Origin of the sequence: Salinicola halimionae (genome assembly GCF_003206065.1) — a bacterium.
GTDB lineage: Bacteria > Pseudomonadota > Gammaproteobacteria > Pseudomonadales > Halomonadaceae > Salinicola > Salinicola halimionae.
Genome location: NZ_PZJQ01000002.1, coordinates 373,677 through 400,421 on the forward strand (window position 1 = coordinate 373,677; position 26,745 = coordinate 400,421).

Consider the following 26,745-nt stretch of genomic DNA (forward strand, 5'->3'; position numbering starts at 1 on the left):
ATTAAAGCGAATCATTATCATTTGTATCGGGGCGGGGGTCAATGCTAATGGTCAGTCAGCGCCAAGCCGATAACCGGTCGGTCGGCTCGAAGGGGCGGATGACCCAGTTTTCTGTGCCTTCCGGTGCAATCCACAGCGGGATCGCATTGGCCGAGCGAGGTCCGGCCGGGCTGCCGTGGGTCAGGCCACGCACGGCGCGAACCAGCCCCGAATGGCCGACGATCAGCGGCGTCTCGGCTTCGTCGAGCAGCGCATTGAGCGTGGTGGCGATGCGCTCGACGAATGTCTGCCAGGATTCGCCACCTGGCGGCGTGCTCGTATACGGGATCGTCTCGGGAATCGGCTGGCCTTCGAGGTCTCCCCAGTGGCGTTCCATCAGCCCATCGACGATCCGGTCCGGCGCGCGGCCCAGCGCCAGTTCGGCGGTGCGGTAGGCGCGTTGCAGCGGGCTCGACACCGCCAGCGACCAGTCGATGTCCCCCAGCAGCTCGCCTGCGCGCTTCGCTTCGTCTTCGCCCTGCGGCGTCAATGCCACGTCATGCTGACCGCCGATGCGACGTTCGAGATTGCGGGTGCTCTGGCCGTGGCGAAGGAAGACAAAGGGGCGGCGGATCAGGGCAGGCATGGCGGGTCCTTGGCAAGAAGTCGGGTGTGAGCGCAGTGGTGCAATTCTAATCGATTCGGCGAGTGACGATTTGCCGGCTACGGGATTTTGCGGTAACCCTTGGTGATGACCCGGCGATCCGCCCGATTGTCATACAATGCCCGAACAGATGTGAACCGCATAAGGAATGCCCATGTCCACCGCTCTCGATATCCATATCTACACCGACCCTAATTTTCGGCAATCGAAGGACTTCGCCGACGAGCGCGTCCTCGGCATTCTGGCGGAGTTCGAGGGTCTGGGATCGCGTATCACGCTGAGTTTCAGTCATGACGAGACTGAGCTGAATGCGGCGCTGGCCGATGCCGAGGTGCTGATTCTGGTGGGCAAGCTGGATATCGCCGACGTGGCGGCACGGGCACCGAAACTGCGCTGGATCCATATCACCAGTGCCGGGGTCGATCGAATTCCTCTGGACCGCCTGCCCGCCGAGGTACTGGTGACCAATGCCAAGGGCAATCATGAGGTGCGGGCCCGGGAGTTCTCGATGACCGCGCTGTTGATGCTCAACAACCGACTGCCGGATTTCGTGACCCAGCAGCGCGAGAAACACTGGGCGCAGAGCGCGCTCGAACCCATCGACGGCAAGACGGTAGTGATCCTGGGCATGGGGGCGCTGGGAAGCGCGGCGGCCGAGGCGGCCAAACGGTTGAACCTGAAAGTGATCGGCGTCAGCCGTTCGGGCCGGGATCACGCCCTCGCCGATGTCAGTCTGCCGCAAAGCCGGCTGAAGGAAGCGCTGGCGGACGCCGATTTTCTGCTGATCACGCTGCCGTTGACGCCGGAGACGCGCCATGCGGTCGGCGAGGCGGAACTGGCGGCCATGCCGGCGCGCGCGGGGGTGATCAATATCGGTCGCGGCCCGGTGCTGGATGTGGCCGCGTTGGCGAAACGGCTGGAAGCGGATCAACTGCGCGGTGCGGTGCTCGACGTGTTCCCGGAGGAGCCGCTGCCGGCGGATTCGCCCTACTGGACCACGCGCAACCTGATCGTCACGCCGCACAGCGGACTCTACGACGCTGATTACGTGCCGCGCTGCCTGCGCTTCTTCTTCGCCAACGTCGAGCGTTATCTTGACGATCAGCCGCTAGAAAATCGAGTCGATACGAGCTTGGGCTATTGATCTACACGGTCTGCCATAGCATCGGATCCGGGTCGCCCAGCGTGGTGGCGATGACCTGCAGCGCGCGCTCCAGCGCTTCGCGACTGTCGGCGGCACTGATACAGACACGAATCGCCTGGGGGGCGCTGACACTACCCAGGCAGAAGCTTTCAGCCGTGCTGACGTTGACCTGCTGCGCCTGGAGTTGAGCCACCACATGGCTGGTGCGTAGCTCTCCCGGCAGCGCCAGCCACAGATAGAACCCGCCGCGGCGGCCGCGGGGGGAAAACTCTCCCAGTATCTGCATGGCGCGATCGAAGCGCCAGTCGAGCTCTTCGCGCTGCCAGTGCAACAGCGTCGCGGCGTCACCGCTCTCGATCCAGCGACAGACGAGCGAGGCCATCAGCGGCGGTGGCATCCAGCTCTGGGCCCGCAGCGCGGCGATCAGCCGCCCGTGCAAGGCTTGCGGCGCGCGCATGGCGCCAACCCGCAGCCCCCCGCCCAGCACCTTGGCGACCGAAAAGAGCGTGACCGTGCACTCCGGCGCCAGCCGATAGAGCGGCGTCAGCGGTGCCTCATCGAGCTGTGGATGGATGTCGTCCTCGATCAGCCAGAACCGTCTTTCCCTTGCCAGCCTCACCAACGCTCGCCGCCGATCCTCGCTGAGGCGCGCGGTGGTGGGGTTGTGGCAGTCGGGCATGACGTAGAGCGCGCGGAACGGCTGCTGTTCGAAGGCGCGGGCCAACGCGTCGATATCGATGCCTTCCTCGTCGTGGGCGACCGCCACGCTCTTGAGCGAGAGTTGCTGCAGGCCGCTGATCAGGCCCGGATAGGTCAGGCGCTCGGCTGCCAGCCGTTCGCCGGGCGACAACAGGGCGCTCAGACTCAGATAGATACCGTGCATGCCGCCCTGATTGATCAACAGCTCATCCGCCGGGACGGCGCGTCCCAGCGTTGCGAGCCAGCCGGCGATCACCTCTCGCTGCCAGTGCTGGCCCGCTTCGGGTTGATAATCGATGGCTGCCCTCAGCAGCTCGGGGTCGTGCTGAATCGAGCGCATCGCATTGGCCAGCGATGCCTCGCGTTGTGGGTGGGGAGGCGGCAGCGACAGGCTGAGATCGACGATGCCGCTGTCCGGCGCGGCGCGACGGACGTGGTCGAACGCCTGGTGGGGCGCACCGGCGTCGCGCACGTAGGTACCGCTGCCGACGCGTGCACTGACCACGCCGCGCTGTTCGGCGAGCGCGTAGGCGCGAGTGACCGTACCGACGGTGACACCAAGCGCATCCGCCAGCCGCCGCTGAGGAGGCAGCTTGGCACCTGTCGCCAGCTCGCCACTGGCAGCGGCGGCGGCAATGGCGTCGGCCAGCTCGCGATAGCGGGGGCCATGTCCGGGGAGTAAAGGGATCCAGATTGTCATGGTGACAATAATCGAGTTGACCGAAGAAATAAGGCGGTTATGCTCGAATTGTTCGGCGATTTGGTCGTTTTGTCAATAAATTGTACCCATACGATTACCGAAAAACGATTCTCGGGTACAGGATGATTTTCTGAAGAGGTGTCCGATGTCTACCGTCCTGACGTTCCGCGAACTGCCCTACGCTAAGGAAAGCCTGGCGACCGTGTTGTCAACGACAGGGTCCACGACAGGGTCAACGACAGGGACAATTGGGGATAACGGTGTCGTGGTAACCGACGCCACGCTGTTCTATCCCCATGGCGGCGGCCAGCCGGGCGATCAGGGCGTCTTCATCACCGCCGACGGCCGCACGCTGAAGGTTCTCGATACGCGCAAGGGCGACGACGGCGAGGTGCATCACCTGCTCGACCCGAACCATGGGCTGGAGCCGGGTCAGAGCGTCACCCAGCAGATCGACTGGCAACGACGCCACGCCCACATGCGCATGCACACCGCGTTGCACCTGCTTTCCGTGATCGTGCCCCATGGCGTCACCGGTGGCAGTATCGGCGCTGATCGCGGCCGGCTGGATTTTGATCTGGGCGAGGCCAGCTTCGACAAGGACGAGCTCAGCGAACGCCTCAACCGGCTGATTGCCGACGACTATCCGGTGACCAGCGAGTGGATCAGCGAGGCGGAGCTCGACGCGCATCCCGAGCTGGTGAAGACGATGTCGGTGGCACCGCCGCGCGGCGCCGGCGAGATTCGCATGGTGCGTATCGGCGACATCGACTATCAGCCCTGCGGCGGCACCCATGTCGCCTCGACCGCGGAGATCGGCGCCGTGCAGGTCGCCAGCATCAAGAATCGGGGCGCGCGCAATCGTCGCTTCACGCTCACCTGGGCGGCGTCGGATATGCCCAATCCGGGCGGAAATGCCGGGGGTGGCCAATGATGTCGCTTGGCTGGTGGTTCTCGGTAGCGCTGTTTTCGATCTCGATGACCGGCACGCCCGGACCCAACAACATGATGCTGACCGCCTCCGGCGCCCTCTACGGCTATCGCCGCACGCTGCCGCATATCTTCGGCATCATGGCGGGCTGTTTCGTGCTGTTTATGGCCGTGGCGCTGGGGCTGGGCGTGCTGTTCGAGCGTTTCCCGGTGCTGCAGCAGACGCTCAGGATCGTCGGCGCCGTCTATCTGCTCTATCTGGCGTGGAAGATCGCCACCGCGCCGCCGCCGGATCTGACCGCTAAAGAAGGGGCGCGCCCGCTGACCGCCTGGCAGGCGGCGGTGTTCCAGTTCGTCAATCCCAAGGCGTGGGTGATGGGCATTGCGCTGATCGCCGGCTTCATGCCGCACGAAGGATCGCTGTTGCTGAACGCGACCGTGCTGTCGCTGTTCATGGAATTCGTCGGGTTTTTCTGCATTTCCTGCTGGGCCGGCTTCGGCATGGCGATCGGCAGGCTGTTGAAGACACCGCGGGCCTGGCGGATCTTCAACGGCGTGATGGGCCTGGCGACCGCTGCCTGCGTAGGCTTCATCGTGACTTAATGCCAGGTATAGGTTTAACGCGTGGCCCAGCCCTGCTTGTGCAGATATTCGAGAATGAACGGCCGCGTTTCCTTGATGATCAGACGCTGGATCATCGCGCTCCAGGTTTCGGCCCGCTGCTGGCTGTCGCGCTGCTGATAGTAGCGCGTAATCTGACCATCGTAATCGGCCAGCACGGCGGGATCGACCGGCTGGTAGCGGTTTTCGTGGACCAGCATCGCCTGCGGCATGCGCGGTTTGAGATCGGGCTCGGCATCCGGCCAGCCGACGCAGAAGCCGAACAGCGGCAGCACGAACTTCGGCAGTTCCAGAAGCTCGGTCACGCTGGCGATATGGTTACGCAGCCCGCCGATGAACACCCCGCCCATGCCCAGTGACTCCGCCGCGACCATGGCGTTCTGAGCCATCAACGCCGTATCCACGCAGCCCAGTAGTAGTTGCTCGGCGCGACCCAGCTGGGCGTCGGGACAGATCTGCTGGTGTCGGTTGAAGTCGGCGCAGAACACCCAGAACTCGGCCGCCTGCGCGACCCATTGCTGACCACCGGTCAGTTCGACGAGCTTGTCGCGCAGGCCGGTATCGGTAACGCGCACGATCGAAGAGCACTGCAGGAAGCTGGAGGTCGAGGCGGATTGCGCGGCGGCAATGATCGCCTCGCGCTGGTCATCGCTGATCGGCCGATCGGTGAAGGCCCGAATCGAACGATGGCTGCGCAACAGGTCGATGGTCGGCGTCATGGATTGGCTCCTGATGAATGTCAGGGCCGCATGATCGCGCGTTTGAAGACCGAAAAGAAAGTTCGCCTGCTCAAGGCCCCTTAAAAGGCCGATCCTGGCTGGCTCAGAAACTCGGTCTCGTCTGGTGTCGACGCTCGCCCCAGAATCGCGTTGCGATGCGGATAGCGCCCGAAGCGCTCGATGATCTCGCGGTGGCGTCGCTCGAAACGGACCTGCTCTTCCATGCCGGGCTGGTCGAACAGCATCGCCGCCCGGTCGTGAATGACGAGCGATTCGCTATGCATGAACGGCATGTAAACGAAGATCCGCTGCTGCGTGGGCAGCCGGGCGTCATCGCCAGCGGCGATCGCTTCCTGCGCCAGAGCGAGCGCCAGCGGGTCCTGGGCGAAAGCTTGCGGGGTATCGCGATGAACGTTGCGCGAGAACTGGTCGAGCACCAGGATCTCTGCCAGTCGGCCGGACGGCGTCTCGCGCCACGGCCAGCATTCGCAACGCGCGGCGGCGGCCAGGGTGTCGCCGAAGCGCTCGGCGATGGTGCGGTCGAGGTCGGTGTCCTTGCGGAACCAGTCCTTGGGGATCAATTCCTCGAACCAGAAGTCGAGAACCTGTTGAGGGTGAACAAGAGTCGCGGTCACGGGAGTCACCTGATCGTCGGGTCGGCAGGGGCAGCATAGTCGGTCAGCGCGCGGTCGCGACGACGGATCTGCCAGGCGAAGCCGAAGCCGACCGGCAGCACCCCGACGGCAGCGAGCGCCAGCGTCGGTGCGGTGCCGGACAGCGCAATGATCCCGCCGCCGATGGCAGTGCCCAGCGACTGCCCGGTGAAGAAGGCGGTGGCGAACAGTGACACCGCCGCGCCACGCCGCTCCGGCGCCATCTGGGTGGCGGTGGTCTGCAGCGTGTTGTGCAGCATGTAGAACCCCAGCCCGAACAGATAGCAGCCGACGATAGCGACGCCGGGGGTTGGCCTCAGGCAGATGGCGGCCAGCGCGATCGCGATCAGCACGCAGCCCGATTGGCACAGCCCGCTCTCGCCCAGCTTTGGCACCAGCCGTCGGGCCAGCAGCGCGAAGCTCAACCCTCCCAGCGCGAACACCGCCAGGATCAGCCCGGCTTCGGTCAACGGCAGCCCGCCGGCGACGTGCAGATGGCTGGCCACGAACGCGAACCCGCAGAACACCGCCGCACCCTCGAAGAACACGGTGATCAAAACCACCCGCGGCCAGGGTTTCTGCAGCACGTGGCGCAGGCTCACGCCGAGCGATTCCCGCTCCCGCTTCTGAGGCCGTTCGTGACGGCCGACGCGGTACCACAGTAGCCCGCTGGCGGCAGCGAACAGAACGGTATAGGCCAGAAACGGCCACTGCCACCAATCCTGCTCCGCGGCCAGCCCGCCGAAGGTCTGACCGCAGGCCAGGCCACCGATCTGGCCGATCAGGAAGCGCGCCAGCACCGCCTGACGTTGCTCGTAGGGGACGTTATCGCCGATCCAGGCCATCGCCAGCGGGATCACCGCGGCACAACCCACGCCGGTCAGCATGCGCGCCGCGATCAAGGTCGCCAGGCTGCCCGATAGCGCGCACAGCAGGCTGGCCACGGCGGCGAGCAGGGAAAACAGCGAGATCACGCGCAGCTTGCCGTAACGGTCCCCGCTCGGCCCCAGCACCAATTGCAGACACCCGTAGACGATGGCGAACGCGGTGATGGTCCATGAGGCGGCGCTCAAGGTGGTGGTATAGACCTCGGCCAGGCGCGGCAGCATGGGGTCGAGAATTCGCTGGGTGGCGGCGGCGCAGAACGCGGTCATCGCCAGCAGCACGATGGTGGGCCAGGGCGTGGGTGCTGCGGCTCGAGGGGCGGTCACTGACACGTCGGCAAGTCCGGGCGAAGGAAGAGGTGCTTGCGATCTTAGCACGCTAAGTGGGAACCGCTGCGGTTTGCGTGTTGGCCTGCCGGGCAGGGAATGCGCAATCCAGATTACGGCCGGTAGAATGCACAATTCATGAACGCTGTTTTCTTATTGCCGGATCAAGCTGGGTGCCTTCCCTGACTCACTCGCTGTTCGTTTCGTGAAGACGGCGACGTAAGGAGGTTCCCATGAAACATAGTGCACTGACGATCGGCGTCATGATTGCCGCACTGAGTACCGCCGGCCTCGCCCAGGCCAATCCGGGCCACGGTAATGGTCATGGCCATGGCCATGACAAAGGCCACCGGCACCATGATCGAGATGACCATCGTCATGATCACGACCGGTACGACCACAACCGGTACGACCACAACCGGTACGACCATGACCGCTATCGCGATCATCACCACGACTGGCGTGAAGGCGGTCATATTGCCAGCCGCTATTATCGCGACGATCGCTACTGGGTGCGTGACTGGCATTCGCGTCACCTGCCGCAACCGCCCCACGGTCACCGCTGGATGCACATCGACGGCGACTATGTGTTGGCAGCCGTTGCCACCGGGGTGATCACGGCCATCGTGCTGGGGCACTGATCTCCACGCTGCCGCCTTGCGGGTCAGCGTGCTTTTGGCGCCTTACACCAAAGCGGCAGTGTCTCTTTTCCGGCTTCTGGTAGGCTCGTCGCTTCGCTCCACTGCCGACGTGACCCGCATGAATCTCAAGGCTCTCAGACTCTTCCGCCTGACCGTATTGCACGGCTCGCTATCGGCGGCCGCGCAGGCGGCCAATCTGAGCCAGCCCGCCGCCAGCCGGCTGATCGCGACGCTGGAAGCGGAACTCAAGCTGACGCTGTTCGAGCGCACCCACCAGAAACTGCTGCTGACCCTGGAAGGTGAACGCTTCTACCGCGAGGCCGAGCACATTCTCAACGGCGTCGAGGAGATTCCCACCATCGCCGGCGAGATCCGCCAGCAGACGGTCGAAAGCCTGCGCATCATCACCTCCGCGCCGATCGGCGCCACGCTGCTGCCGGCGGCGATCGCCCGGCTGCGCGAGAGCTGCCGCGAGCTCAACTGCAAGATCGATATCGGCAGTCGTTTCGACGTCGAGCGCCAGGTAGGGTCGCGGCGCTACAACATCGGCCTGCTCTCGCTACCGGTGGAGAACGCGATCGTCGAGCTGGCAGTGGAGCCTTTGCTGCAGGCGACGACTCAGGTGCTGATGCCGGCGAATCATCCGTTGGCGGCGCTCGACCGGGTACCGGTCGAGGCGCTCGCTGACTCGCCTTTCGTCACCCTCAAGCCGCAGCAAATCTGGCGCCAGCGGCTGGAACGGCTATTCGACGGGATCGGGCGCAAGCCCCGCATCGCGCTGGAGGTCGGCTCGACGCAACTGGTGCCGCGCTTCGTCGAGGCCGGCTTCGGGCTGGGAGTGCTCGATCTGGCCTGCTGCGGTGCCACGACGGGATCAGGCGCAGACGGCAGCGGCACGGTGATGCGGCCGATCACGCCCGCAACCGATCTGACCTACGCCTGCATCCTGCCACCGGCGGGGCAGCGTCCCATTGCGCGGCGATTCATCGAGGCGTTGCGCGAGGCGCTCGACACGCGCGGCCAGGGAGACCGCGCGTTCCGTGACGGTGTCACCCTGCTGCCGTGAGTCGGATCGAGGCGTTTCTCGGCTACAGTTTCAAGGTGTAGCCGAGCAGCACGCGATTCTCGTTGACGTCGCGGGTGAAGTTGGCGCGCCGGGCAGCATTGCGCCAGCGCAGCGATAACCCTTCTAGCATCCCGCCCTGGACGATGTATTCGATATCGACGTCCCGCTCCCACTCCCGCGCCTCGCCGTCGAAGCCGTTGACGCTGGCCTGATCGCCCATGGCATAGCGCGCCATGAAGGTCAGCCCCGGAAAACCGAACCGTGAAAATTCGTAGTCGTAACGGACGTGCCAGACCCGCTCGTCGGTCTCGGTGAAATTGCTGATTTGGTACTGGGAGAACAGGTAGACGTTGGTGCCGCTGAGATAAGTGAAGGGTGTGGTACCGAACTGGGATTGATAGCCGCCGCTCCAGCTATGCCCGCCCAGTCGATAGCGCAGGCGCGTGCTGACGGCGCGGTTGTCCACCTCTCCGGCCTCGGCGGCGCCCTGTTCGCTGGCGTCGAAGTAGCGCAGGTCGGCACCGAGCCGACCCGCACCGAGATTGATGCCGTCGCTCAGCCCCACGTAGTGCTGGCGGTAGATGTCTTCCAGTTGCGCGTAGTGGTAGCCGAGTCGAGCGCGCTTGCCGAGATGGTACTCCCCGCCCACGAACTGGAACCGGGTACTGGTGGCCTTGCCATAGGCGCTGCTCTTGCGGGTCAGCGCCATCGGTTCGTAGTCGGTCTCGTCGCGCTGGCGGGTGCGGTTGAGCTGGCCCGCGGTCAGCTCCAGCCCGTCGATATCGGTCGAGGTGATCTGCGTTCCCCGAAACGACTGCGTGAACAGCCGGCTGGCATTGGGCCGCAGCGATGGCAGTCGCGGTTCGAGATAGCCGTAGCGCAGCACGCTGTCGCCGGCACGGATCTTGGCGGTGGCGCCGAACTTGGTGTAGTTGTCCTCGGCGCGGCCGTCGTCGTCGATCTCAAGCAGGCCGGTGCCGGAACGGGCCGGGCTCGAATCGAGTTTCACGCCCAGCATGCTGATAGTGTCGACGCCGAAGCCGACCGGGCCTTCGGTAAAGCCGGAGTCCGCTCGGAACAGAAAGCCCTGCGCCCACTCTTCGCGCTTGTTGTCTTCCGTGTCTCCCTCGAGGTAGTCACGGGTGATGAAGTAGTTCTTGAGCTCCAGCGACGCGGTGCTGTCCGCCAGGAAATCGGCCTGCGCTGGTGCGGAGAGCGCCAGCATCAATGTGCAGGTGCCCGCGAGAGGCGTTGCTATCGAGAGAAGCGTTGTTGTCGATAGAAACGTTGTTGTCGAAAGGGTCGGGAGCGCGCGTGCGAGTCGGGATCGCCGGGGCGTGGTGCGGTGGCGTGGCGTGTTCATGATGAACTCCTGTTCGTTTTTCATGTTGTGGGGAGCTTCTGGAAATTGTCGGGAACTGCTGGCGTGGAGCGCCCGCCCGCGGCTCGACTTGGCCATCGAGCGGGCGCAGGTTCCCTGCCTCGCCCGCTGAGCGAACGAGGTGCGGTGATCGAAAAGGCGAAAGGGCGAAAGCCTAGGTGCTGTCTGAAAAGTCGACGAGCGACGGCAAGACAAGGCGAAAATCGGCGAAAGAGCGGAGTTTACGCGGTGTAAATGAGCATCTTGAGCCGATTTTCAACGCCGTATTGCCGAGCGCAGTACTTTTCGGACAGTGCCTAGTGAGGCTGACTGTCCGGCGCTGCCTCCGGGGTCACGACGTCGAAGGCGCCATCGCGCTCGAAGGCGGCGAACTGCTTGGCAGCGAAGGGGGCGATGCCGGCGTTGTCGTGGCCGACGTCGGGCACGGTTTGGAACGCCCAGTGGAAGTCGAAGCCGTAGCGGTTGGCCTTCTGTTCGGCGGTCTTGTAGTAGATCCAGGCGCGCTCGACCCGGTTGTTGCCCTGGGCCATCGCCTGGTAGCTGCGGCGCAGATACTTGTGCCAGGGGTCGGTATCTTCGGCGCCGACCGTCACCAGCAGATTCAGGCCGGCGAGCTGGCGCTGGGCATCGCGGTCGACCTCGACTGGCGCGTCCTTGAGCCCGTAGGGCCACTCGTTGTCGGTATCGGGCAGTGTCCACCAGCCCGCCGCCGAGCAGATCGCCGCCTGGACCCGCGACTGCGGCACGAAGGTCAGCATGCGGTGGACGAACTGGCAGCCCGCGCTGTGACCGAACAGGTAGTAGCGTTGGCGTTCGGTCTGACCGGCCTGCTCGAAATCGGTGAAGAGGCCGTCGATGACGCTGTACGACCATGCCTCGGGCGGGTTGGATTGGCCGTCGGCACTGACCAGGTTGCCCAGGTTGTAGCCCGCGACGCCGGGATAGTCCTGCTTGGAAAAGCGTGGCACGACGATGGTAAAGCCGTACTCGTCGGCGGCGTCAATCCAGGCGTCGCGATAATCCTCGGCGTTGCGCTTGAGGCCGGTCAGCACGAACACGATCGGTGTCCGGGCATCGGCGCCCTCGGGCACGTAGCTTGCGACTTCGATCTGGCGCTGGCTGTCCGGCAGCGTGAAGGTCGATTCATGACTGCCCGTGGCCAGGGTCTGAGAAGTATTTGATACCTGAGACGTCTGCGAGTGCGCCAGCGGCGACAGAGCGAGGCCGCCCAGCGCCAGCATGAGGCGAAGAGAGCGTCTTGATGTTATTGGCATGATCCTTCCTCTTCTTTTTCTTCTTCGAAAGCGCGTGCAAGACGCGTGGCGAGATGCCGGGCGGAGGCCGCCATCGCCAGGGCGATCTGGTGGCTCTGTCCGGTGTAGTGCTCGGGGGCGAGGGCCTGGTCGAGCGCGGCCCGGTCGCCGAAGTGGCGGCGCACGGTATCGTTTTCGAACAGCGCCTCGGCAAAGGAGAGATCGCCGTCACGACTGGCGACGATGGCCTCATGGACGAGATCGTGGGCGCGCTGGCGGCCGATCTCGTCGCTCAGTTCAAGCATGATGTGTTCGGACATCAGCGGCGCGGCGTTGGCCATCAGGATCTCGCGCATCCGCTCGGGGCGCGGAGCCAGCCGGGTCAGCAGCGTGTGTTGGGTGGCAGCGACCCGATAGGCGAGCGCGCCAGCCTGATCCAGCAGCTTGTAGAGGCGGAAATTGCACGACGCATCGCCCTCGTGGGAGGGGCGCGCGGTTTCCAGCGCCGGCGCCACCAGGCTGCGCAGCTCGCCGGCCTCGGCCAGCAGGTTGACGGCATACTTGGGATTGAACTTGTGCGGCATGGTGCTGCTGCCGACCACCTCTTCCCCCTGGTTTTCGCTGACCTCCTCGAACTCGTTGGCCATCAGCGTGTAGAGCTCCTGGCCCAGGCGCTCGCAGCCGGCGGCATAGAGCCCCAGCGTGGTGATGTACTCGACCAGACCATCCACGGCGGCGCGGGAGTGAACCCGGGAGACGCCGAGACCGAGCCGGACGGCTAGCGCTTCCGCCAGCGGCTGGCCTTCGTCGGCGTAGCTGTGCATGGCACCGCTGGCGCCGCCGAAAGTGAGCACGAAGGTGCGCGCTTCGACCGCTTCCAGCCGCTCGACGTTACGCTCCAGCTCCTCGATCCAGCCGGCGACCTTGTAGCCGAAGGTGATCGGCAGGGCGTGGCGACGGTTGGTGCGCGAGACGCACGGCCATTCGGCACCGCGCTCGGCGAGATCCGCCAGACACTGGAGCTGCGCGGCGAGCTGCGCCTTGAGCCAGCGATGCGAACGCTTCAGCTGCAGCATCTTGCCGGTGAGGATGATGTTCTGCGTCGTGGCGCCGAGGTGGACGTAGCCGCCGGCGTCGCCGTCGCAGCGTTCGGCCAGCGCCCGCACCAGCGACATTACCGGCGACATGGTGCGTTCGATGTCCGTGGCCAGCGCCTCGCGATCGAGCTGATCGAGGGTCGCGCAGCGCTCGATTTCCGCCGCGGCGGCAGCGGGAATCATGCCGCGTTCGGCCTGGGTCAGCGCCAGCGCCCGTTCGACCTCCAGCCAAGCCTGCCAGGTGGCATCGCGAGAAAAGAGGTGGTCGGTCGAATCGGGAAGCTGATCAACATTCATGGTCGGTTCTCGCCAAGGGTGTGCAGAGTCGTTCGACGTTGCAGGTTCAGACCATCGGTTCGCGGAAGATCGCGGCTCATTTCACGCCCACGAACAGCGCGGTATAGACGAACAGCACGATCAAGCCGCCGATCAGCGGGACTGCGGTGCGCTTGACGATATCGATGGGCGAGCAGCCGGCGGCTTCACTGACCGCGATGATCACCCCGGAAACCGGCGACAGCGAGCGCGCGATCCCGGCGGTGAACTGCAGCGGCAGCAGCAGGGCCACCGGGCCGGCGGCGGTAGCGGCAGCGACGTTGGGTGCCAGCCCGGCGAAGGAGAAGAACGCCGCGTTGCCGGAACCGGTCAGGATGGCGGTCACCGCGACCAGCAGACAGGTGACCAGGGTCATCCCGAACAGGCCGAAGCCCGCGCCCTGGGCCGCGCCGATCATGAAGTCGATGGCCCCGATCGCAGTGAGGCCGGCGGCGAAGAACTCGGCGCAGATGATTAGCGAGATGATCGAGGAGAACATCTGGCCCATGCCCTGGAAGAAGGTCATGAAGCCCTTGAACACCGCCTGTAGCTCACGGCGCTTGCGCACCATCTCGCAGAACAGGCCCAGCACGGCGCCGATGATCATCGCCGTCACCACGCCGATTTCGATCTGATGGATCAGCAGCTTGCTGAAGATCAGGATCAGCGTCAGCGGCAGGATCGGCAGCAGCGCGTACAAACCGGGGACACGCGGAGCCTCCGTCTCGCCATCGGCGATGGCGTGGGCGGTCGGGTCGGGATCGACCACGTGTCCGCTGCGGCGATCGAAATACTTGGCGCTGAAGTAGGTCAGCACGCAGATGATCGGCACGATGAACAGCGACGCCGGAATCTGGTACTGGGCGAAGTAGATCGCCACGTCCATGTTCGCGGTATGCGCGGCCAGGTTGGCGGTGCCGGAGGCCGGCCCCAGATCGAGCACCGAGGTCATGCCGATCATCGCCGCGGCAGACGCCTTGCTGACGCCCAGGCGTACCAGCGTCGGGTAGAGCGTGACCAGCAGCAGCATGGCGAGCCCCGCTGCGCTGGGGATGAAGATGTTCAACACCTGTCCCACGGCATAGCCGAGCGCCAGAACCAGATAGGGCGCGCGCATCCGCGCCAGCGGGCGGGTGCCTATGTTGACCATCGCCTGGGTGGCGCCGATATGGTCCATGTACTTGGCGAAGCCGCCGGCGGCCATGATGATCAGCCCCAGCCCGGCCAGGCGGTAGGACATGATCTGGTGGATGAACTCGAAGATATCGAAGCCGGCCCAGCCGCTGGTTTCGGTCTCCTTGAACAGCACCGATTGCGCGGGGAAGAACAGCGCGGTGGCGACGAACAGCGCAAGCCCGGCGAGCAGCAGCACGGTCTGCGGTTGGTATTTCTTGATGACCAGCGTGCCGGCGAACGCTGTCACCGCCATGGCTATGAGAAACGCGACCATGATCGAATCCCTTGATTGTTGGAGTCGACACGGTAGTCAGCGCCGGCGGCGCGAGGCTATTGCGTTATCGCTATGCCCGCATCGCGTTTTTGCATGTCACAATAACTTTTTGAAATTAAATCGATAAATATCCGGTGAAAGTCTTATTTCGACCCGTGTTGCGACCAAAGATGTAACGGCCCGAGCCATCTTTCGATGACCCGGGCCGTCAATTTTCAGCCAAAGATGGGCGATGCCTACACTTCGACGTTCAGGGTCACATCGATGTTGCCGCGAGTGGCGTTGGAGTAGGGGCAGACCTGATGGGCCTTCTCGACCAGGGCTTCGGCCTGTTCCCGATCCATGCCCGGCAGCTTCACCGTCAGCGTCGCTTCGATGCCGAAACCCTCGCCCTTGGGGCCGATGCCGACTTCGCCCTGGATCCGGGTGTCGTCAGGCAGCTTGGCCTTCTCTTTCGAGGCGACCAGTTTCAGTGCGCCGATGAAACAGGCGGAATAGCCGGCCGCGAACAGCTGCTCCGGGTTGGTGCCGTCACCACCGGCGCCGCCCAGTTCCTTGGGCGTCGACAGTTTGAGATCGATGGCACCGTCGGCGGCGGTGGCCCGGCCGTCGCGGCCGCCAGTGACAGTCGCTTCGGCACGGTAGAGGACTTTATCGAGTGACATGGTGAATCTCCTTGCGGGTTAAAGGATCGCGGTCTATTTAATCGCGCGCGATCTATTGGGGTAAAAAAGCTGGTTGAAAATAGTCTTCTATTAAACGCGCCAACGCTTCACTGAGTGTCGAGTCGCTGACGCAGCCCATGCAACGCGTCGCGCAGCTCGGCGGCTTCCTCGGGCGTGCACTGGCCCGCACAGCCGGCGGCATGGGGGATCGCCTTGGCCTGCTCGCGCAGCGAATGCCCCTTCTCGGTCAAGGCGATCTCGACCTGGCGTTCATCCTGGCGCGAGCGCTGCCGGGTGATGAGCGCCGCCGCTTCCAGCCGTTTCAACAGCGGCGTCAGCGTGGCCGAATCCAGATAGAGCTGCTCGCCGATCTCCGATACCGTCTGCCGGTCCCGCTGCCACAGCACCAGCATGGTCAGGTACTGGGGATAGGTCAGATCGAGCTCGCGCAGCAGGCCGCGGTAGAGCTTGTTCATCGCCAGCTGGGTCGAATAGAGCGCGAAACAGAGCTGCGATTCGAGCGCCAGGGCGTCGTCGGTGTCGTTGCGTGTCGTCATGCGGCTAATCTATATCGCACACGATTCAATCGCTAATTAGGTTTTGCTATGGCCGTCTGAGGTGCCGCCTATTCGTTCACGCCACCGGTCCCAGGACGGACTTGGCTCCAGCGATTCCCGTAGATAGTCGAGAAACGCGCGCACCTTGCGCGTTCGTAGGCGACGTTCGGTGGTCAATACGTGAATGTCGCGGCGGCCGGGCATGACCTCGCCGCGCCACGCTTCGAGCAGCGGGACCAAATCGCCCCGCGAAAGCGCATCGCCGATCAGCCAAGTTGGAAACAGCACCAGACCCTGGCCCAGCAGCGCGGCGCGTAGCAGGCTCTCGGCATCGTTGCTGTAGAGGTTGCCGGCGACTTCGAACGGGGTCGAACCGCGCTGATCCCGCGCCTGGAAATACCAGCGCTGGCGGCCCATCTCACCCTGATAGAGCAGGCAGTTGTGATCAGCCAGCGCCTCGGGCGTCTCCGGCTCGCCGTTCGCGGCCAGATAGCTCGGTGCCGCGGCCACTACGTAATTCATCGGTGCCAGCCGCCGCGCCACCAGTGAGGAGTCGGCCAGATCGCCAACGCGAAAGGTGATGTCGTGACCCTCGCGCACCGGGTCGACGACATGATCGCTCAGCTGCAGTTCGGCGGTGATACCGGCATGCTGACGCTGGAACCGATGCAGCAGCGGCACGATCTGGCGTTGGCCGAAGGCGACCGGCGCATTGATCCGTAGCACGCCGCTCGGCTCGGGGTCGGGGTAGGTCAGCGCTTCGGTGGCAAGATCGAGTCGCTCCAGAATCTCGCGCACTTCCTCGTAGTAGCGCTCTCCCGCCTCGGTCAGGGTGACCGCACGGGTATGTCGATACAGCAGCGGCTGCCCGACCGCCTCTTCCAGCCCGCGAATCTGGCGGGATACCGAGGAGACCGCACGGTGGAAGTGATGCGCGGCTGCGGTGAAACTGCCGGTCGCCGCGACCCGTTCGAATACGCGCAGCGCATTGAGATCCAGCGAATTGAGATTCACGACGTTGAAATCCAGTGCTTTGAAATGTCTAAGGTTGCGTCTGGCGCAATAAAGATTTGCGACACTTTCGATTGTAGCAACGATCGGAGCCTACCAGACTGCGTTCATCGATCCGGCGAGATACCGGATCTTCCTGAACTCGGAAGGAGGTCATCGATCATGCGTAAAGGGACTGCACTCGTCGTCGGCGCGACCGGCATTACCGGCGGCAATCTGGCGTCTTACCTGGTGGCCAGCGGCTGGACCGTCTACGGCCTTTCTCGTCGCGCCACCGAGCAGAGCGGCGTGATTCCCGTCGCCGCCGATCTGCTGGACAAGCCCGCGACCGAGCTGGCGCTCGCCGGCCTGCCGATCACCCACGTCTTCTACTGCACCTGGATTCGTCGCGACAACGAGAAGGCCAACGTCGAGGCCAACAGCCAGATGATGCGCAACCTGTTCGACGCGCTCGACAGCGACAAGCTGGATCACGCTTCACTGGTCACCGGCACCAAGCAGTACCTGGGCTCGTTCGAAGCCTATGGCAGCGGGCGCATCGAGACGCCGTTCCGCGAATCCGAGCCGCGCGTGCCGGGCGACAACTTCTACTACGCGCTGGAAGACGTGCTGTTCGATGCCGCCGAGCGTCACGGCTTTGCCTGGAACGTGCATCGCCCGCACACCGTGATCGGCTACGCCCGCGGCAATGCCATGAACATGGGCACGACGATCGCCGTCTACGCCTCGATCTGCCAGGCGACCGGCCAGCCGTTCGTGTTTCCCGGTTCGCAGACCCAGTGGAATGCGCTCACCGACATGACCGATGCGCTGGTGCTGGCGCGACAGATGGGGTGGGCCGCGACCACGCCGGGCGCGGCGAATCAGGCCTTCAACACGGTCAATGGCGATGTCTTCCGCTGGCGCCGGATGTGGCGCGAGATCGGCGTGTACTTTGGTTTAGAGGCTCAGGGTCTCGAAGTTCAGGGGCCCGAAGCCTCGGACGACCCGGAGACGATGCAGCCGCTGGAAGCGCAGATGGCCGATGCCGAATCGACTTGGCGCGAGATCGCCGCGAAGCACGATCTGGTCGAGCCGGAAGTCAGCAAGCTGGCTTCCTGGTGGCACACCGATGCGGACCTCGGCCGCGACCAGGAGTGCGTCAACGACACCACCAAGTCGCGGGACTTCGGCTTCGACCACTTCCGCGAGACGCGAGCGGCGTTCTTCGACCTGTTCGATCGCCTGCGCGCCGAGAAAATCATCCCCTGATCCAGTCTCGGTGATCATTTTTTGATCGGCCGCAGGTCTGTATCGACTGCAGGTCTGTATCGATGAAAGTAAGAAAACCGGCGCCTTCTCGGCGCCGGTTTTCGTCGTCATGGACTCGCTAAAACTTGGATCGCGTTCAGACCAAAAAGCTGAACTTCTCGCGCAACTGCTCCCAATGAGCTCTTGAGCTGGCGGCCAGCACCGTGCCCTGGTGAATCGTCGGCTGATAGGGCGTGCCGTCGAGCAGCGCCGAATAGCCGCCGGCTTCGGCGTGGATCATCAGCCCCGCGGCATGATCCCACGGCATCAGCTTGCCGGTGAGCATGAAGTCGACGAAGCCGAACGCCATGGTGCGATATTCATGGCAGGCGCAGCCGAAGGCCATCATGCGCTGGAAGTCGGGGAAGGTCGCCGCCAGCTGATACTGCTGCGGCTTGGCAAATAGTCGGATTGAGGTGGAACCGACCATCTCGTCGAACCTGTCGGTGGCCGACACCTGCAGCTGGCGCTGGGTGCCGTCGGGGCGGCCGAACCAGGCTCCTTCGCCGTGGCGGGCGACGATCCAGTCATCCGCCAGCGGATCGTAGAGCAGGCCGAAGATGGTCTCGCCGAAGCTGGTCGCCGCCAGAATTACCCCGAACTGATTGAGCCCGCGGGCGAAGTTCCAGGTGCCGTCGACCGGGTCGATGATCAGCGCCAGCTCGGCGCCGGCGATGTCGTCGAGATTGGCGCTGGCATCGGCGACCGCTTCCTCGCCGATCACCGTCGCGTCTGGCATTAACTCGCGGATCGCCGCCGTCATCATCCGCTCTGCGCCTTGGTCGGCGTCGGTGACCAGATCGTCCGGCGCGCTCTTCGAACGGATCGCGTCTTCGGAGAGATTGCGAAAGCGCGGCAGGATTTCGGTCTTGGCGGCATCGCGCACGATCTCGATCAGACGTCGCTGTTGCTCGAGGCTGATGGCTCTGGCTGGCATGCGAGTCTCCTGGGTCGTTGGGTCTGCTTCCTGGGCTTTGTATGAAAACTGGCTGCGCTCGGCCATACAGTGTTAAAAATTAGCTCAAAGTACTCATTTACACCCCGTAAACTCCGTCTCATCGCTGATTTTTGCCTCGTCTGGCCATCGCTCGCCGACTTTTCGTACAAACCCTAGGGTAACCGATTCCGGCGGCCCGGTTCGTCGGCTTGAGTATTAGTCTGCGCCGTCAGTCCACGCCATCAATCTGCGCCGTCAGTCCACACCAGAGGTCGATGCCACCTGACGATCCCGCCCCGCACCCAGCGCCATGATCAGCGCGGCCAGGGCGATCACGCTTACCAGAATGCCCACCACGTTCCAGCCGCCGCTCCAGTCGTGCAGCACGCCGACCAGCAGCGGCCCCATCGCCGCCAGGGTATAACCGATGCCCTGGGCCATCGCCGAGAGGCTGGCCGCAGTCGTCGCATCCGGCGCGCGCAGGGCCAGTAGCGTCAATGCCATGCTGAAGGTGCCGCCCTGGCCCAGCCCCAGGATCACGATCCACAGCCATATGCTGCCAATCGGCGCGTAGAGGCAGCCCAGCAGCCCGATCAGGGTGAGCGTCATCACCCCGATCAACACCGCTCGCTGATCGCGCATGCGGCTGCCGATCCACGGTGCCAGGATCGCCGTGATCACCTGCAGCAGGATCGATACCGACAGCGCCAGCCCCGCTGTAACCGCCGCCAGCCCGCGATCCTGCAGGATCGTCGGCAGCCAGCCGAACACGATGTACGCCAGCGACGACTGCAACCCCATGAACAGCGACACTTGCCACGCCAGCGGATCGTGACGCAGGCGCGCGCCGCGACGGACGGGCACGCGAACGGGTTTGGTGCCCCTGAGCTGCGGCAGCCAGAACAGGGAGGCGATCACCGCCGGCAGCAGCCAGAACGCCAGCGCACCCTGCCAAGGGCCGGTTGAAGCCCCTTGGGAAGCGTTCTGCCACAGCCCGCCCAACGCCTGACGCAACGGCTCCGTGGTGCCTGCGGCGGTGGAAGCGCCGAGATTGAGCGCCACGGTATAGAGCCCGGTCATGATGCTGACGCGACGGGGGAAGTCCCGCTTGACGATGCCCGGCAGCAACACCCCGATTACCCCGATACACCCCCCGGCGACCGCCGTACCCAGGAACAGCCCCGCCGTGCCGACCGTTGTAACAACATAGGGCCGCGCCAGCAGCGCCAATGCCAGCACCACAAGCGCGGCAAACACGCTGCGTTCCGGCCCGATGCGACGCACCAGCCGCGGCGCCAGCGGTGCCGCCAAGCCCAGGAACAGCACCGGCAGCGTGGTCAGAATGCCTTGCCAGCTGGGGGAAAGCGCCAGCGCCTCGGCGATGCTGCCGAGCACCGGCGACACGCTGGTCAGCGCCGGGCGGAGATTGAGCGCTACCAGCAGCAGCGCGACGAGAGTCAGAACGCCCCGGCGGGGCATTGCGGAAGTCGACAAGAGAGCCATCCTTGGAAATCGGAAGATATTGCTTCACGGCGGCAAAGCCAGGGACGCAAGGGTAGCCGATCACGGCGACAACGGGGATGGTTCTACGCCGATAGTCGAGGGTGGGTAGTGGTTTCGACTTCAGGAACGGGCTTTGGGCGTCGTGATGTGCCGTTGGTCTCGTGACGATAGGGACAGGCGGTGACTGATTTAATCGAGCGAAGTTAAAATAGTGCGCCTCGCTATTTTAACCTCGCCTTGAAAATGAAATAGCGATAAGACGCTTTTGTGTCGTCTCGTAACATGATTCACTACCTGACACGATCCGCGACCGCGAACAGGTGCTAGTCAACAAAGCCCAGCGCACGCCAGACGGCGTTTTCCTACTCCGCATGGGCGATGAATTACGACTAAAGCGCGTGCAGCGCGTAGCCGGCGGCGCGTGGATACTGATGAGTGACAATCCCGCCCACGTGCGAGTTGATCAAGCCGGAGGATCTCGGCGGCGTTGAGATCATCGGGCAGGCATGGCGGAAGGCTGGAAGGGTTTTCTGAGCCAAGAACTACATTTTCATAAAAACAGATTTATGGATCTGCAGCGAAACGATAAACCATAAACTGATAACGGGCACAGACCCGAGTACGCGAGGGAAGATGGAAATTATAGAGGCAATCGTTCACGAAATTAAAAAGGATCCTCAGACCACCGAGGCCGAGCTGCACGATAAAAAAGATGGTCCGTCACCTATTGACGCCAAGATGCAGCAATTTGGAGAGGATGTTCTAAGAGCTTATACCAGAAAGAGTGATAGCCAAGGCACGTTCGACTCTGACACTGGGACCTATTCTTTTTCTGAGAGACTTCGCGAATATAGGGACGAAGAAAAAGGATTGGTCGACTTTTCATTGGCAGCTTCAAACCTTCTGGTTAAGGAAATTAAAGATTCATTCCTGGCCACTGGTGGTTTTGTTTTTTTATTAGATATACGAAAAATAATAGTGACTGGCTTTTGATGATCATGCTGAAGCTTCGGCCTGGCACAGGTATCGATTCCCAAACGCTGGAGCTATTGCCTTCGCTTTCCTTTGACATTTCTCAGCTTCACGAGGCCGCAAGGATAAATTTAACTAAGTGGGCGGAAGGTGAGCAGCCATATTTGTCTTTCATAAAAAAAGCACAATCAAAAGACAATATTACTATCTATTTCAGAACCGCGCTCGGCTGCACTGAATATACCGACTCAAGAGCCAACACAAAGGCTGTAATAGGTGCTTTAAGGAGCTACTGTTCTAGCAAAGGGCTTGAGCCAGCTCAACGGCAAGCTGCAGAGAAGTCCTTGTTTGATTATTTTGATGAAAAAAATAATAGTGAAGATAAAGTGGTCTACTTAGAGGCCTTATCTTCTAGAATAAATGACCAAGAACCTCTGGAGTTTTTAGAGTATCTGCGCGAAAATGACGTTCAAGCCAGCAATGCTTTTACACCGAGTAAGACGGAGTATGGAAAATTACAGCGCATTACTCGTAAGTTTGGTAGCGTTTCGGTAGGATTTTCCGTGGAGGATATAGCCAACAATATTGTGGATTATGATGCCGAAAGAGGGCAGTTGTTTATACGGGATATACCTGAAGCTTTAATTCAAGATATTAGGAAAGCCAAGGGCTATGACTAGCACCGAGTATTTAAAGCGCGTCGTCGGCTTGGTCCTTTTGAACGACTTAGTGCTGACGGCTGATGGTGCCTCGCTGATAGTTCCTGTCGAATTTCTCGATGAAGCACACTACAAACTTTTCGACGATAATGGGAAAATCCTTGATGAAGCATATGCTGATGGTTTAGTAAAAATAGAAAAGCCCCCTTTGTATTTAATAGATTTTGAGGAGTACCTTTCAAAGCCCGAGCGTAGGGTGGATGCTCCAGAATGCTATTTTATCCAGTCAGTTCGGTGGGCCAGCTTTCTTGGAGAAGAGGCTCCACCTGCCATTAAAGCGCTGAAAGCGGCAATCCGGCTTTTTTCATTGTTTGAAATTTTTTCAGATCATACTATCCCTTTTAATAATGACAAGGAGCTCGTTTTTTTAGTGGGGAAAAGACTTGTTGTTAATAGTCTTTATGGCTCGACCGATCTCGACCTGATAATAGATCTCGACTGGTTTGAAAAGGAAGTTTTTTATACTGATGTCCATAAAGCCAACAAGATAGAGATGTTTAGGTCGATCCTTGGGGAAATGTATAAAGACGAAAAAACTGTTTCCTTTTCGGATGTCTTGCGCGATTTTAATATCCTTGTGATAAAGCTTCAGCGAAGCTATGATCTATTCGTCTCTGAATTCTCCTACGATAAAATTAAGTCCCAAATAGAGAAGGATAAGCTAGACTTTACTTCACGGTTGAATAGGGTTTTGTCAGATATACAAAATCAATTGCTTGCCGTGCCGGTTGCAATGTTTTTGGTTGGTAGTCAGTTGGTTCAGCCTGAACGCCCAGTTTTAACCTTAAATAATTCGGCGATCTGGCTCGGTTCCGTCATTTTTGTGTTGTTTTTAGAATTTCTATTGCGCAATCAGCGAAGCACATTGCAGGCAATCGGAAACGAAATTCGCCTCCAGGAAAAAATGTTCGAAAAGCACCAAAAGGAAATCTTTCCGCTTTTTTGAAGATGCTTACATTGAGCTTGATGATCGCTTCTCTCGTCAGCGAAGGTTGATTTTTGTTATCAGAGTTCTTGTGTGTTTTTCTTTATCATTTTCTTCATACATGTTTTTGCACTTCTCCGTCGATTTTCCTGAAGGGTGGATAAGAACATTAGCTGTCTTAATCGGTGCAGTTCCGATCATAGTATACTGGTTCTATCCTTATTCTAGTGTCAGAAAAATGTCGTAACCCATGTGCTCCCGCTTCTCTATTCATAGCACCCATCCGCGCTTCGCTCACCGGATCGGTGAGCTTCGCGTCGGCGATCCACCAACGCCGCGCTACAACGTGGCGCCGGGGACGTGGATTTCGTCGATTCGTCGGGCAGGGAGATGATCCGCAACTGACGTTCTATAGTGTGTGGTGGGACTATAAGCCTAAGTGGGCGGACGAAAGAACCAAAGCCGATTAAATCTAATTGATAGTTAACGTAAAAATACGAACACCGGATTGAGAAGGTTTTTCCGTTCAATTCGCAAGAGTTAGTATTTAGATTCCATGTTGCAGTAGGAGAGTTAAACTATGCCTAATCAAGATTGTCGACGACTTTTAGTCATGCTGGACGAGACTTCAAGTTATAAGCCATACAATCATCGCCAGCCTTTTGAGACCCGGGTTATGAGTTTTTCAAATTGGTGCCTTGGAATTGGAATAGTGCAGTTCGCAATAGCGGCTGTATTAGGATTCGGTCATCGATTTAACATGCTCAAATTAGACTGGGGGCTTAATTTGATTCTGGTTTTGAGTTTGGCGAGCATGCTGTTTTCGTTACTCTCTATCTGCGCTCCGATCGTGCTATTTGCTTGGTATGCTAAAAATTGGAAGAAGCTCACATTTAAAGACCTTGAAAACTCATTTGAACATGATTGGGAAATTATCCAGGGTGTCAAAATGTTCCCCTCTAAGATTCTTTCCTTCGTAAAGCTGTGGCTTGAAACCAAAGTAACTAGATTTGAACGTCGTTTAGGTTTGGTTTTCGGATCTAAGACGGCGGCTTTCTCCTTGCTTATTCTTTCTCTGGGGTTTGTCGATAGACTCGGTGGTTTTGGTGTTTTTGTTGATGTTATAGGGAGCAGAGTCACTAGATCTAATTATATTCAGTGGGGAGCGGTGGTTTTCCTTGCAGTTATTTTGGGTCTTTCGCTTGGAGCGCTCATTATGAAAAGGCTCGCCTCTAGATATAGCTATCAGGCCGAGTTGATAGGGCTTGCATTAGAAGCGAAAGATATTAATAAAGCCAACTTTGTGTAATAAGTTGTCCAAGAGCTATAAGCAATGAACTACTTCGACGGCGCCTAAAATTTAGCACTCACATTTGGCCCGCTAGCGCACCCCAGCCCGATAGCTATTAGGCTCGAGCCATAAATGGTCATACAGATCGCCTTGCAGACAGAACATGCGCGGCCGCTGCCGGAAGTCGAACAGGCGAAATAGGTGGTAGCGGTCGGCGTGAGAGCGAGAGCAAGCCAGTTCATTGGGTGAGATGAAGAAGGCGCTTTCGATAGCGAATGCCGTCGTTTTGACTTCGATCCATCGCTGCCGACCATCCGCCTCGAAAGAGAGCACATCAAAACCCGCGCCGTCGCCCTGCGTTTCGGCGATGTGTTCGACCTTATCGGCCAGCTTGGCATGGCCAGCCAGCGTCAAACGGTATTGTTCGTAGCTGACCACGAAACGCTCGCCGGCTAGACCGAGTTCGCGGTTTCGTGCCTCTCGAGCAAGATAGTCTCGTTTGAAGGGACGCCGCTCGTAGGGGGCAGGCTTCTCGTTGATCTCATGGCGTGGCCGCGACGGTTCGGGAGGCGTGACGATAATGGCATCATCGGCTGGCTCGGCTGAATCGACGGCCGGGCGCTCGGCGGCGGAGCGAGCAGCGCGATCGAAGAGTTCGCTACCCAACAATACTCGCTCCACGGCTTCGACGAGCATCCCTTGGTAGTTGCTCAAGGGCTTGTAGCCGTTTACGTAGGGGCAGTCCGCATCACGCAAAACGGCGCTGATATTGCGATGTTTGTACTCGATGGAAGACCTTGAACGATCTTGGAGGCGTTCCATCAAAGCTTGATTGAGTTGGCTCTTGTTATAGCGCTGCCCACTGAGCTGGGCGACGAGCATTTGCCGGTACGTTGCGACGATGGCTTCGACTTCGATAACGCTCCAAAGCGATTGGGGCATGATAATGACTCAGCGACGATTCGTTTGGTGTGTAGTGAGCGATTCCACATTCGATGAAGCAACAAGCGCGCTAACCCAATCAGTCATTTCTGGACCTGCCGAATCGGCCCCGGATAACACGCGACTAATTCATCCGCCGTCAGCAGCAGAAAGCCTTCGGACTCGGCCTGGGCGACCAGGATTCGATCGAACGGATCCTTGTGGATATGCGGTAAGTGGCTGACCGCCAGGGTGTGCTGAGAGGTAATGGGTAGCTCAAGATAGCTGTTCTCGATCAGGCCGCGGCGTAGAAGATGTGGATCCACCTGGAAGTCGGGGCGATCCAGGCTGGCTTTGATGACGATCTCCCAAAGACTCGCGGCGCTGAAATAGACCTTGTTGCCCTGATCATTGATGAGCCCGGTTGCCTCATCGGAGAGCCGGTCGGGCTCCGCCGCTGCCCACAGCAGCACATGGGTATCGAGAAGCAAGTTCATTTCAGGCCCCGAACATGTCAGCGATCTCTTCCTCGCCCATGCGATCGAAGTCTTCGGGAACCTTGAACTGACCTTTCATGAAGCCAAGTCGTTTTTGCTGCCCGGCATCCGGGCTATCGATGGCAGTGACCCTGGCGATTGGCTTGCCGGCCTTGGCGATGACGAACCCTTCTCCTTCCGCGGCTTTGGCGAGAAGCTGAGAGAGTCGGGTCTTCGCTTCGTGAATGTTGACGGTTTCCATTGGGCAGGCCGATAACTTAGTTCGTTGGACTTAGTCTATTCGAAGTTGCTGATTCTGTCGCTACCGAGTTTGGCGTCTTCACTCCAAATTCTGAATCTTAATGTAGATCTTTGTAAATGATTCAAGTAAATCAGTAGCTTATATTCCTATCTCCATATTTTTTTGAAAACACTACCCACTATGCTACCCAGATTGCTGGTGTAAGATTTGGCACTGACCGATCGCGATACCATCCGCTGCTTCGTGCGGCACATACCAACCGACACGATCACGCACTGGGCTGTCTCGACTCGTATGAACAAGCCGGGCGAGGGCGATGACGAGGGGCTGTTGAATCCAGCGTAATTCAATGTACCGAGGTAGGTTGAATTTACTTCGGTCTGCTATTCCCGCGAAGGATTGGCTCCAGATGCCGAATAACAAGGGCGCCTGCCGCTCCGCTAAACAGCATCCTGTCGATATCCTGTATTTGAGTGGTGTCTAGCCACTGGCAATAGCTGGGCAATATGACGTGAAGCATGCGTGCGACAAAAACGACAATGAGCGTAATGCCAACCACGCGTAGGCCCCAGATAAAGAGCTTGTGAAAATTCTCGCGCGTAGTTTCCTCGCGCCGATCATTCTCTTTTATTAGATCTTCTTGAGTGTTGTGGTCGTACTGGTTCTCAAATTCCTGGGTCTCTTGTCGCGCCA

At 60.6% G+C, this 26,745-nt stretch carries 25 protein-coding genes and 2 pseudogenes; 10 read left to right on the top strand and 17 right to left on the bottom strand.

Going from position 1 to position 26,745, the window contains the following annotated elements; genetic code table 11:
• Positions 1–55: 55 nt before the first annotated feature.
• Entirely contained in the window at positions 56–625 is a 570-nt protein-coding gene (locus tag DOM27_RS02210) for a histidine phosphatase family protein (RefSeq protein WP_110654422.1), read from the bottom strand.
• Positions 626–797: 172 nt separating this feature from the next.
• Between DOM27_RS02210 and DOM27_RS02215 the strand changes: the two genes are divergently transcribed.
• Entirely contained in the window at positions 798–1,787 is a 990-nt protein-coding gene (locus tag DOM27_RS02215; RefSeq protein WP_157956693.1) for a D-2-hydroxyacid dehydrogenase, read from the top strand.
• Position 1,788: 1 nt separating this feature from the next.
• Here the strand turns inward: DOM27_RS02215 and DOM27_RS02220 are convergent, their stop codons facing one another.
• Positions 1,789–3,186, bottom strand: a complete 1,398-nt coding sequence (locus DOM27_RS02220; RefSeq protein ID WP_110654424.1) for an aminotransferase-like domain-containing protein — start codon at positions 3,184–3,186, stop codon at positions 1,789–1,791.
• A 145-nt stretch (positions 3,187–3,331) separates the two neighbouring features.
• Between DOM27_RS02220 and DOM27_RS02225 the strand changes: the two genes are divergently transcribed.
• Both DOM27_RS02225 and DOM27_RS02230 read left to right on the top strand, forming a co-directional pair.
• A complete protein-coding gene (locus DOM27_RS02225) occupies positions 3,332–4,120 on the top strand; it encodes an alanyl-tRNA editing protein (protein ID WP_110654425.1) in 789 nt (262 codons plus the stop codon).
• On the top strand, positions 4,117–4,719 hold the full coding sequence (locus DOM27_RS02230) for a LysE family translocator (RefSeq protein WP_110654426.1): 603 nt from the start codon (positions 4,117–4,119) through the stop codon (positions 4,717–4,719). Before DOM27_RS02225 ends, DOM27_RS02230 begins: the two co-directional genes overlap by 4 nt.
• A gap of 14 nt (positions 4,720–4,733) precedes the next feature.
• Here the strand turns inward: DOM27_RS02230 and nfsA are convergent, their stop codons facing one another.
• From nfsA to DOM27_RS02245, 3 genes are all read right to left on the bottom strand, one after another.
• Positions 4,734–5,456 (bottom strand): oxygen-insensitive NADPH nitroreductase, encoded by a 723-nt coding sequence (nfsA, locus tag DOM27_RS02235; protein WP_110654427.1) that lies wholly within the window; start codon positions 5,454–5,456, stop codon positions 4,734–4,736.
• 80 nt (positions 5,457–5,536) lie between these two features.
• Positions 5,537–6,091 (bottom strand): DUF924 family protein, encoded by a 555-nt coding sequence (locus tag DOM27_RS02240; RefSeq protein WP_223162253.1) that lies wholly within the window; start codon positions 6,089–6,091, stop codon positions 5,537–5,539.
• Between the two features lie 5 nt (positions 6,092–6,096).
• On the bottom strand, positions 6,097–7,326 hold the full coding sequence (locus tag DOM27_RS02245) for an MFS transporter (RefSeq protein ID WP_157956694.1): 1,230 nt from the start codon (positions 7,324–7,326) through the stop codon (positions 6,097–6,099).
• A gap of 227 nt (positions 7,327–7,553) precedes the next feature.
• Here DOM27_RS02245 and DOM27_RS02250 point away from each other — a divergent pair, with 227 nt between their 5' ends.
• Positions 7,554–7,961, top strand: a complete 408-nt coding sequence (locus DOM27_RS02250; RefSeq protein WP_110654430.1) for an RcnB family protein — start codon at positions 7,554–7,556, stop codon at positions 7,959–7,961.
• Between the two features lie 118 nt (positions 7,962–8,079).
• Positions 8,080–9,027 (top strand): LysR family transcriptional regulator, encoded by a 948-nt coding sequence (locus DOM27_RS02255; protein WP_110654431.1) that lies wholly within the window; start codon positions 8,080–8,082, stop codon positions 9,025–9,027.
• Positions 9,028–9,049: 22 nt separating this feature from the next.
• Here DOM27_RS02255 and DOM27_RS02260 read toward each other — a convergent pair whose 3' ends face one another.
• The 7 genes from DOM27_RS02260 to DOM27_RS02290 all read right to left on the bottom strand — a co-directional run bounded on the left by DOM27_RS02260 (position 9,050) and on the right by DOM27_RS02290 (position 16,744).
• Positions 9,050–10,390, bottom strand: a complete 1,341-nt coding sequence (locus DOM27_RS02260; protein WP_223162254.1) for an OprD family porin — start codon at positions 10,388–10,390, stop codon at positions 9,050–9,052.
• 314 nt (positions 10,391–10,704) lie between these two features.
• Positions 10,705–11,682: an alpha/beta hydrolase family protein gene (locus DOM27_RS02265; protein ID WP_223162255.1), complete on the bottom strand. Its 978-nt coding sequence runs from the start codon at positions 11,680–11,682 to the stop codon at positions 10,705–10,707.
• Entirely contained in the window at positions 11,673–13,055 is a 1,383-nt protein-coding gene (locus DOM27_RS02270) for a lyase family protein (protein WP_110654434.1), read from the bottom strand. Before DOM27_RS02270 ends, DOM27_RS02265 begins: the two co-directional genes overlap by 10 nt.
• Positions 13,056–13,131: 76 nt before the next feature.
• Positions 13,132–14,523: a C4-dicarboxylate transporter DcuC gene (gene dcuC, locus DOM27_RS02275; RefSeq protein ID WP_110654435.1), complete on the bottom strand. Its 1,392-nt coding sequence runs from the start codon at positions 14,521–14,523 to the stop codon at positions 13,132–13,134.
• Between the two features lie 236 nt (positions 14,524–14,759).
• The gene (locus DOM27_RS02280; RefSeq protein WP_110642279.1) at positions 14,760–15,188 is read right to left on the bottom strand and encodes an organic hydroperoxide resistance protein; all 429 of its coding nucleotides are present in this window, start codon (positions 15,186–15,188) and stop codon (positions 14,760–14,762) included.
• A 107-nt stretch (positions 15,189–15,295) separates the two neighbouring features.
• A complete protein-coding gene (locus tag DOM27_RS02285) occupies positions 15,296–15,745 on the bottom strand; it encodes a MarR family winged helix-turn-helix transcriptional regulator (protein WP_110654436.1) in 450 nt (149 codons plus the stop codon).
• A 36-nt stretch (positions 15,746–15,781) separates the two neighbouring features.
• Positions 15,782–16,744, bottom strand: coding sequence for a LysR family transcriptional regulator (locus tag DOM27_RS02290; RefSeq protein WP_110654904.1), 963 nt, complete (start codon positions 16,742–16,744; stop codon positions 15,782–15,784).
• Between the two features lie 174 nt (positions 16,745–16,918).
• Here DOM27_RS02290 and DOM27_RS02295 point away from each other — a divergent pair, with 174 nt between their 5' ends.
• Entirely contained in the window at positions 16,919–18,007 is a 1,089-nt protein-coding gene (locus DOM27_RS02295; RefSeq protein ID WP_110654437.1) for an SDR family oxidoreductase, read from the top strand.
• Between the two features lie 136 nt (positions 18,008–18,143).
• On the opposite strand, the gene DOM27_RS02300 is transcribed toward DOM27_RS02295, so the two are convergent.
• Both DOM27_RS02300 and DOM27_RS02305 read right to left on the bottom strand, forming a co-directional pair.
• On the bottom strand, positions 18,144–18,983 hold the full coding sequence (locus tag DOM27_RS02300) for an inositol monophosphatase family protein (RefSeq protein ID WP_110654438.1): 840 nt from the start codon (positions 18,981–18,983) through the stop codon (positions 18,144–18,146).
• Between the two features lie 255 nt (positions 18,984–19,238).
• Positions 19,239–20,486 carry a CynX/NimT family MFS transporter gene (locus DOM27_RS02305; RefSeq protein WP_110654439.1) on the bottom strand — a complete coding sequence of 416 codons (1,248 nt, stop codon included), beginning with the start codon at positions 20,484–20,486 and terminating at the stop codon, positions 19,239–19,241.
• 296 nt (positions 20,487–20,782) lie between these two features.
• Here DOM27_RS02305 and DOM27_RS18250 point away from each other — a divergent pair.
• From DOM27_RS18250 to DOM27_RS02325, 4 genes and pseudogenes are all read left to right on the top strand, one after another.
• Positions 20,783–20,977, top strand: a pseudogene (locus DOM27_RS18250) (S24 family peptidase); the annotation flags it as partial.
• Positions 20,978–21,119: 142 nt separating this feature from the next.
• A pseudogene (locus DOM27_RS18045) lies at positions 21,120–22,138 on the top strand (nucleoid-associated protein).
• Positions 22,131–23,123 carry a hypothetical protein gene (locus DOM27_RS02320; RefSeq protein ID WP_110654442.1) on the top strand — a complete coding sequence of 331 codons (993 nt, stop codon included), beginning with the start codon at positions 22,131–22,133 and terminating at the stop codon, positions 23,121–23,123. Before DOM27_RS18045 ends, DOM27_RS02320 begins: the two are co-directional and overlap by 8 nt.
• 559 nt (positions 23,124–23,682) lie before the next feature.
• Positions 23,683–24,411 (top strand): hypothetical protein, encoded by a 729-nt coding sequence (locus tag DOM27_RS02325; protein WP_157956695.1) that lies wholly within the window; start codon positions 23,683–23,685, stop codon positions 24,409–24,411.
• Between the two features lie 72 nt (positions 24,412–24,483).
• Here DOM27_RS02325 and DOM27_RS02330 read toward each other — a convergent pair whose 3' ends face one another.
• The 3 genes from DOM27_RS02330 to DOM27_RS02340 form a co-directional block, all read right to left on the bottom strand.
• Positions 24,484–25,275, bottom strand: a complete 792-nt coding sequence (locus DOM27_RS02330; RefSeq protein WP_223162257.1) for a protein NO VEIN domain-containing protein — start codon at positions 25,273–25,275, stop codon at positions 24,484–24,486.
• Between the two features lie 143 nt (positions 25,276–25,418).
• On the bottom strand, positions 25,419–25,811 hold the full coding sequence (locus tag DOM27_RS02335) for a type II toxin-antitoxin system VapC family toxin (protein WP_110654445.1): 393 nt from the start codon (positions 25,809–25,811) through the stop codon (positions 25,419–25,421).
• Between the two features lies 1 nt (position 25,812).
• Positions 25,813–26,052, bottom strand: a complete 240-nt coding sequence (locus DOM27_RS02340; RefSeq protein ID WP_110654446.1) for a type II toxin-antitoxin system Phd/YefM family antitoxin — start codon at positions 26,050–26,052, stop codon at positions 25,813–25,815.
• Between the last annotated feature and the right edge of the window lie 693 nt (positions 26,053–26,745).

What these genes read in the sequence shown, in the direction of transcription:
- DOM27_RS02210 (WP_110654422.1), bottom strand. Translation starts at nt 625, where the DNA reads ATGCCTGCCCTGATCCGCCGCCCCTTTGTCTTCCTTCGCCACGGCCAG.
- DOM27_RS02215 (WP_157956693.1), top strand. Translation starts at nt 798, where the DNA reads ATGTCCACCGCTCTCGATATCCATATCTACACCGACCCTAATTTTCGG.
- DOM27_RS02220 (WP_110654424.1), bottom strand. Translation starts at nt 3,186, where the DNA reads ATGACAATCTGGATCCCTTTACTCCCCGGACATGGCCCCCGCTATCGC.
- DOM27_RS02225 (WP_110654425.1), top strand. Translation starts at nt 3,332, where the DNA reads ATGTCTACCGTCCTGACGTTCCGCGAACTGCCCTACGCTAAGGAAAGC.
- DOM27_RS02230 (WP_110654426.1), top strand. Translation starts at nt 4,117, where the DNA reads ATGATGTCGCTTGGCTGGTGGTTCTCGGTAGCGCTGTTTTCGATCTCG.
- nfsA (WP_110654427.1), bottom strand. Translation starts at nt 5,456, where the DNA reads ATGACGCCGACCATCGACCTGTTGCGCAGCCATCGTTCGATTCGGGCC.
- DOM27_RS02250 (WP_110654430.1), top strand. Translation starts at nt 7,554, where the DNA reads ATGAAACATAGTGCACTGACGATCGGCGTCATGATTGCCGCACTGAGT.
- DOM27_RS02255 (WP_110654431.1), top strand. Translation starts at nt 8,080, where the DNA reads ATGAATCTCAAGGCTCTCAGACTCTTCCGCCTGACCGTATTGCACGGC.
- DOM27_RS02260 (WP_223162254.1), bottom strand. Translation starts at nt 10,390, where the DNA reads ATGAACACGCCACGCCACCGCACCACGCCCCGGCGATCCCGACTCGCA.
- DOM27_RS02265 (WP_223162255.1), bottom strand. Translation starts at nt 11,682, where the DNA reads ATGCCAATAACATCAAGACGCTCTCTTCGCCTCATGCTGGCGCTGGGC.
- DOM27_RS02270 (WP_110654434.1), bottom strand. Translation starts at nt 13,055, where the DNA reads ATGAATGTTGATCAGCTTCCCGATTCGACCGACCACCTCTTTTCTCGC.
- dcuC (WP_110654435.1), bottom strand. Translation starts at nt 14,523, where the DNA reads ATGGTCGCGTTTCTCATAGCCATGGCGGTGACAGCGTTCGCCGGCACG.
- DOM27_RS02280 (WP_110642279.1), bottom strand. Translation starts at nt 15,188, where the DNA reads ATGTCACTCGATAAAGTCCTCTACCGTGCCGAAGCGACTGTCACTGGC.
- DOM27_RS02285 (WP_110654436.1), bottom strand. Translation starts at nt 15,745, where the DNA reads ATGACGACACGCAACGACACCGACGACGCCCTGGCGCTCGAATCGCAG.
- DOM27_RS02295 (WP_110654437.1), top strand. Translation starts at nt 16,919, where the DNA reads ATGCGTAAAGGGACTGCACTCGTCGTCGGCGCGACCGGCATTACCGGC.
- DOM27_RS02300 (WP_110654438.1), bottom strand. Translation starts at nt 18,983, where the DNA reads ATGCCAGCCAGAGCCATCAGCCTCGAGCAACAGCGACGTCTGATCGAG.
- DOM27_RS02305 (WP_110654439.1), bottom strand. Translation starts at nt 20,486, where the DNA reads ATGGCTCTCTTGTCGACTTCCGCAATGCCCCGCCGGGGCGTTCTGACT.
- DOM27_RS02320 (WP_110654442.1), top strand. Translation starts at nt 22,131, where the DNA reads ATGACTAGCACCGAGTATTTAAAGCGCGTCGTCGGCTTGGTCCTTTTG.
- DOM27_RS02325 (WP_157956695.1), top strand. Translation starts at nt 23,683, where the DNA reads ATGCCTAATCAAGATTGTCGACGACTTTTAGTCATGCTGGACGAGACT.
- DOM27_RS02330 (WP_223162257.1), bottom strand. Translation starts at nt 25,275, where the DNA reads ATGCTCGTCGCCCAGCTCAGTGGGCAGCGCTATAACAAGAGCCAACTC.
- DOM27_RS02335 (WP_110654445.1), bottom strand. Translation starts at nt 25,811, where the DNA reads ATGAACTTGCTTCTCGATACCCATGTGCTGCTGTGGGCAGCGGCGGAG.
- DOM27_RS02340 (WP_110654446.1), bottom strand. Translation starts at nt 26,052, where the DNA reads ATGGAAACCGTCAACATTCACGAAGCGAAGACCCGACTCTCTCAGCTT.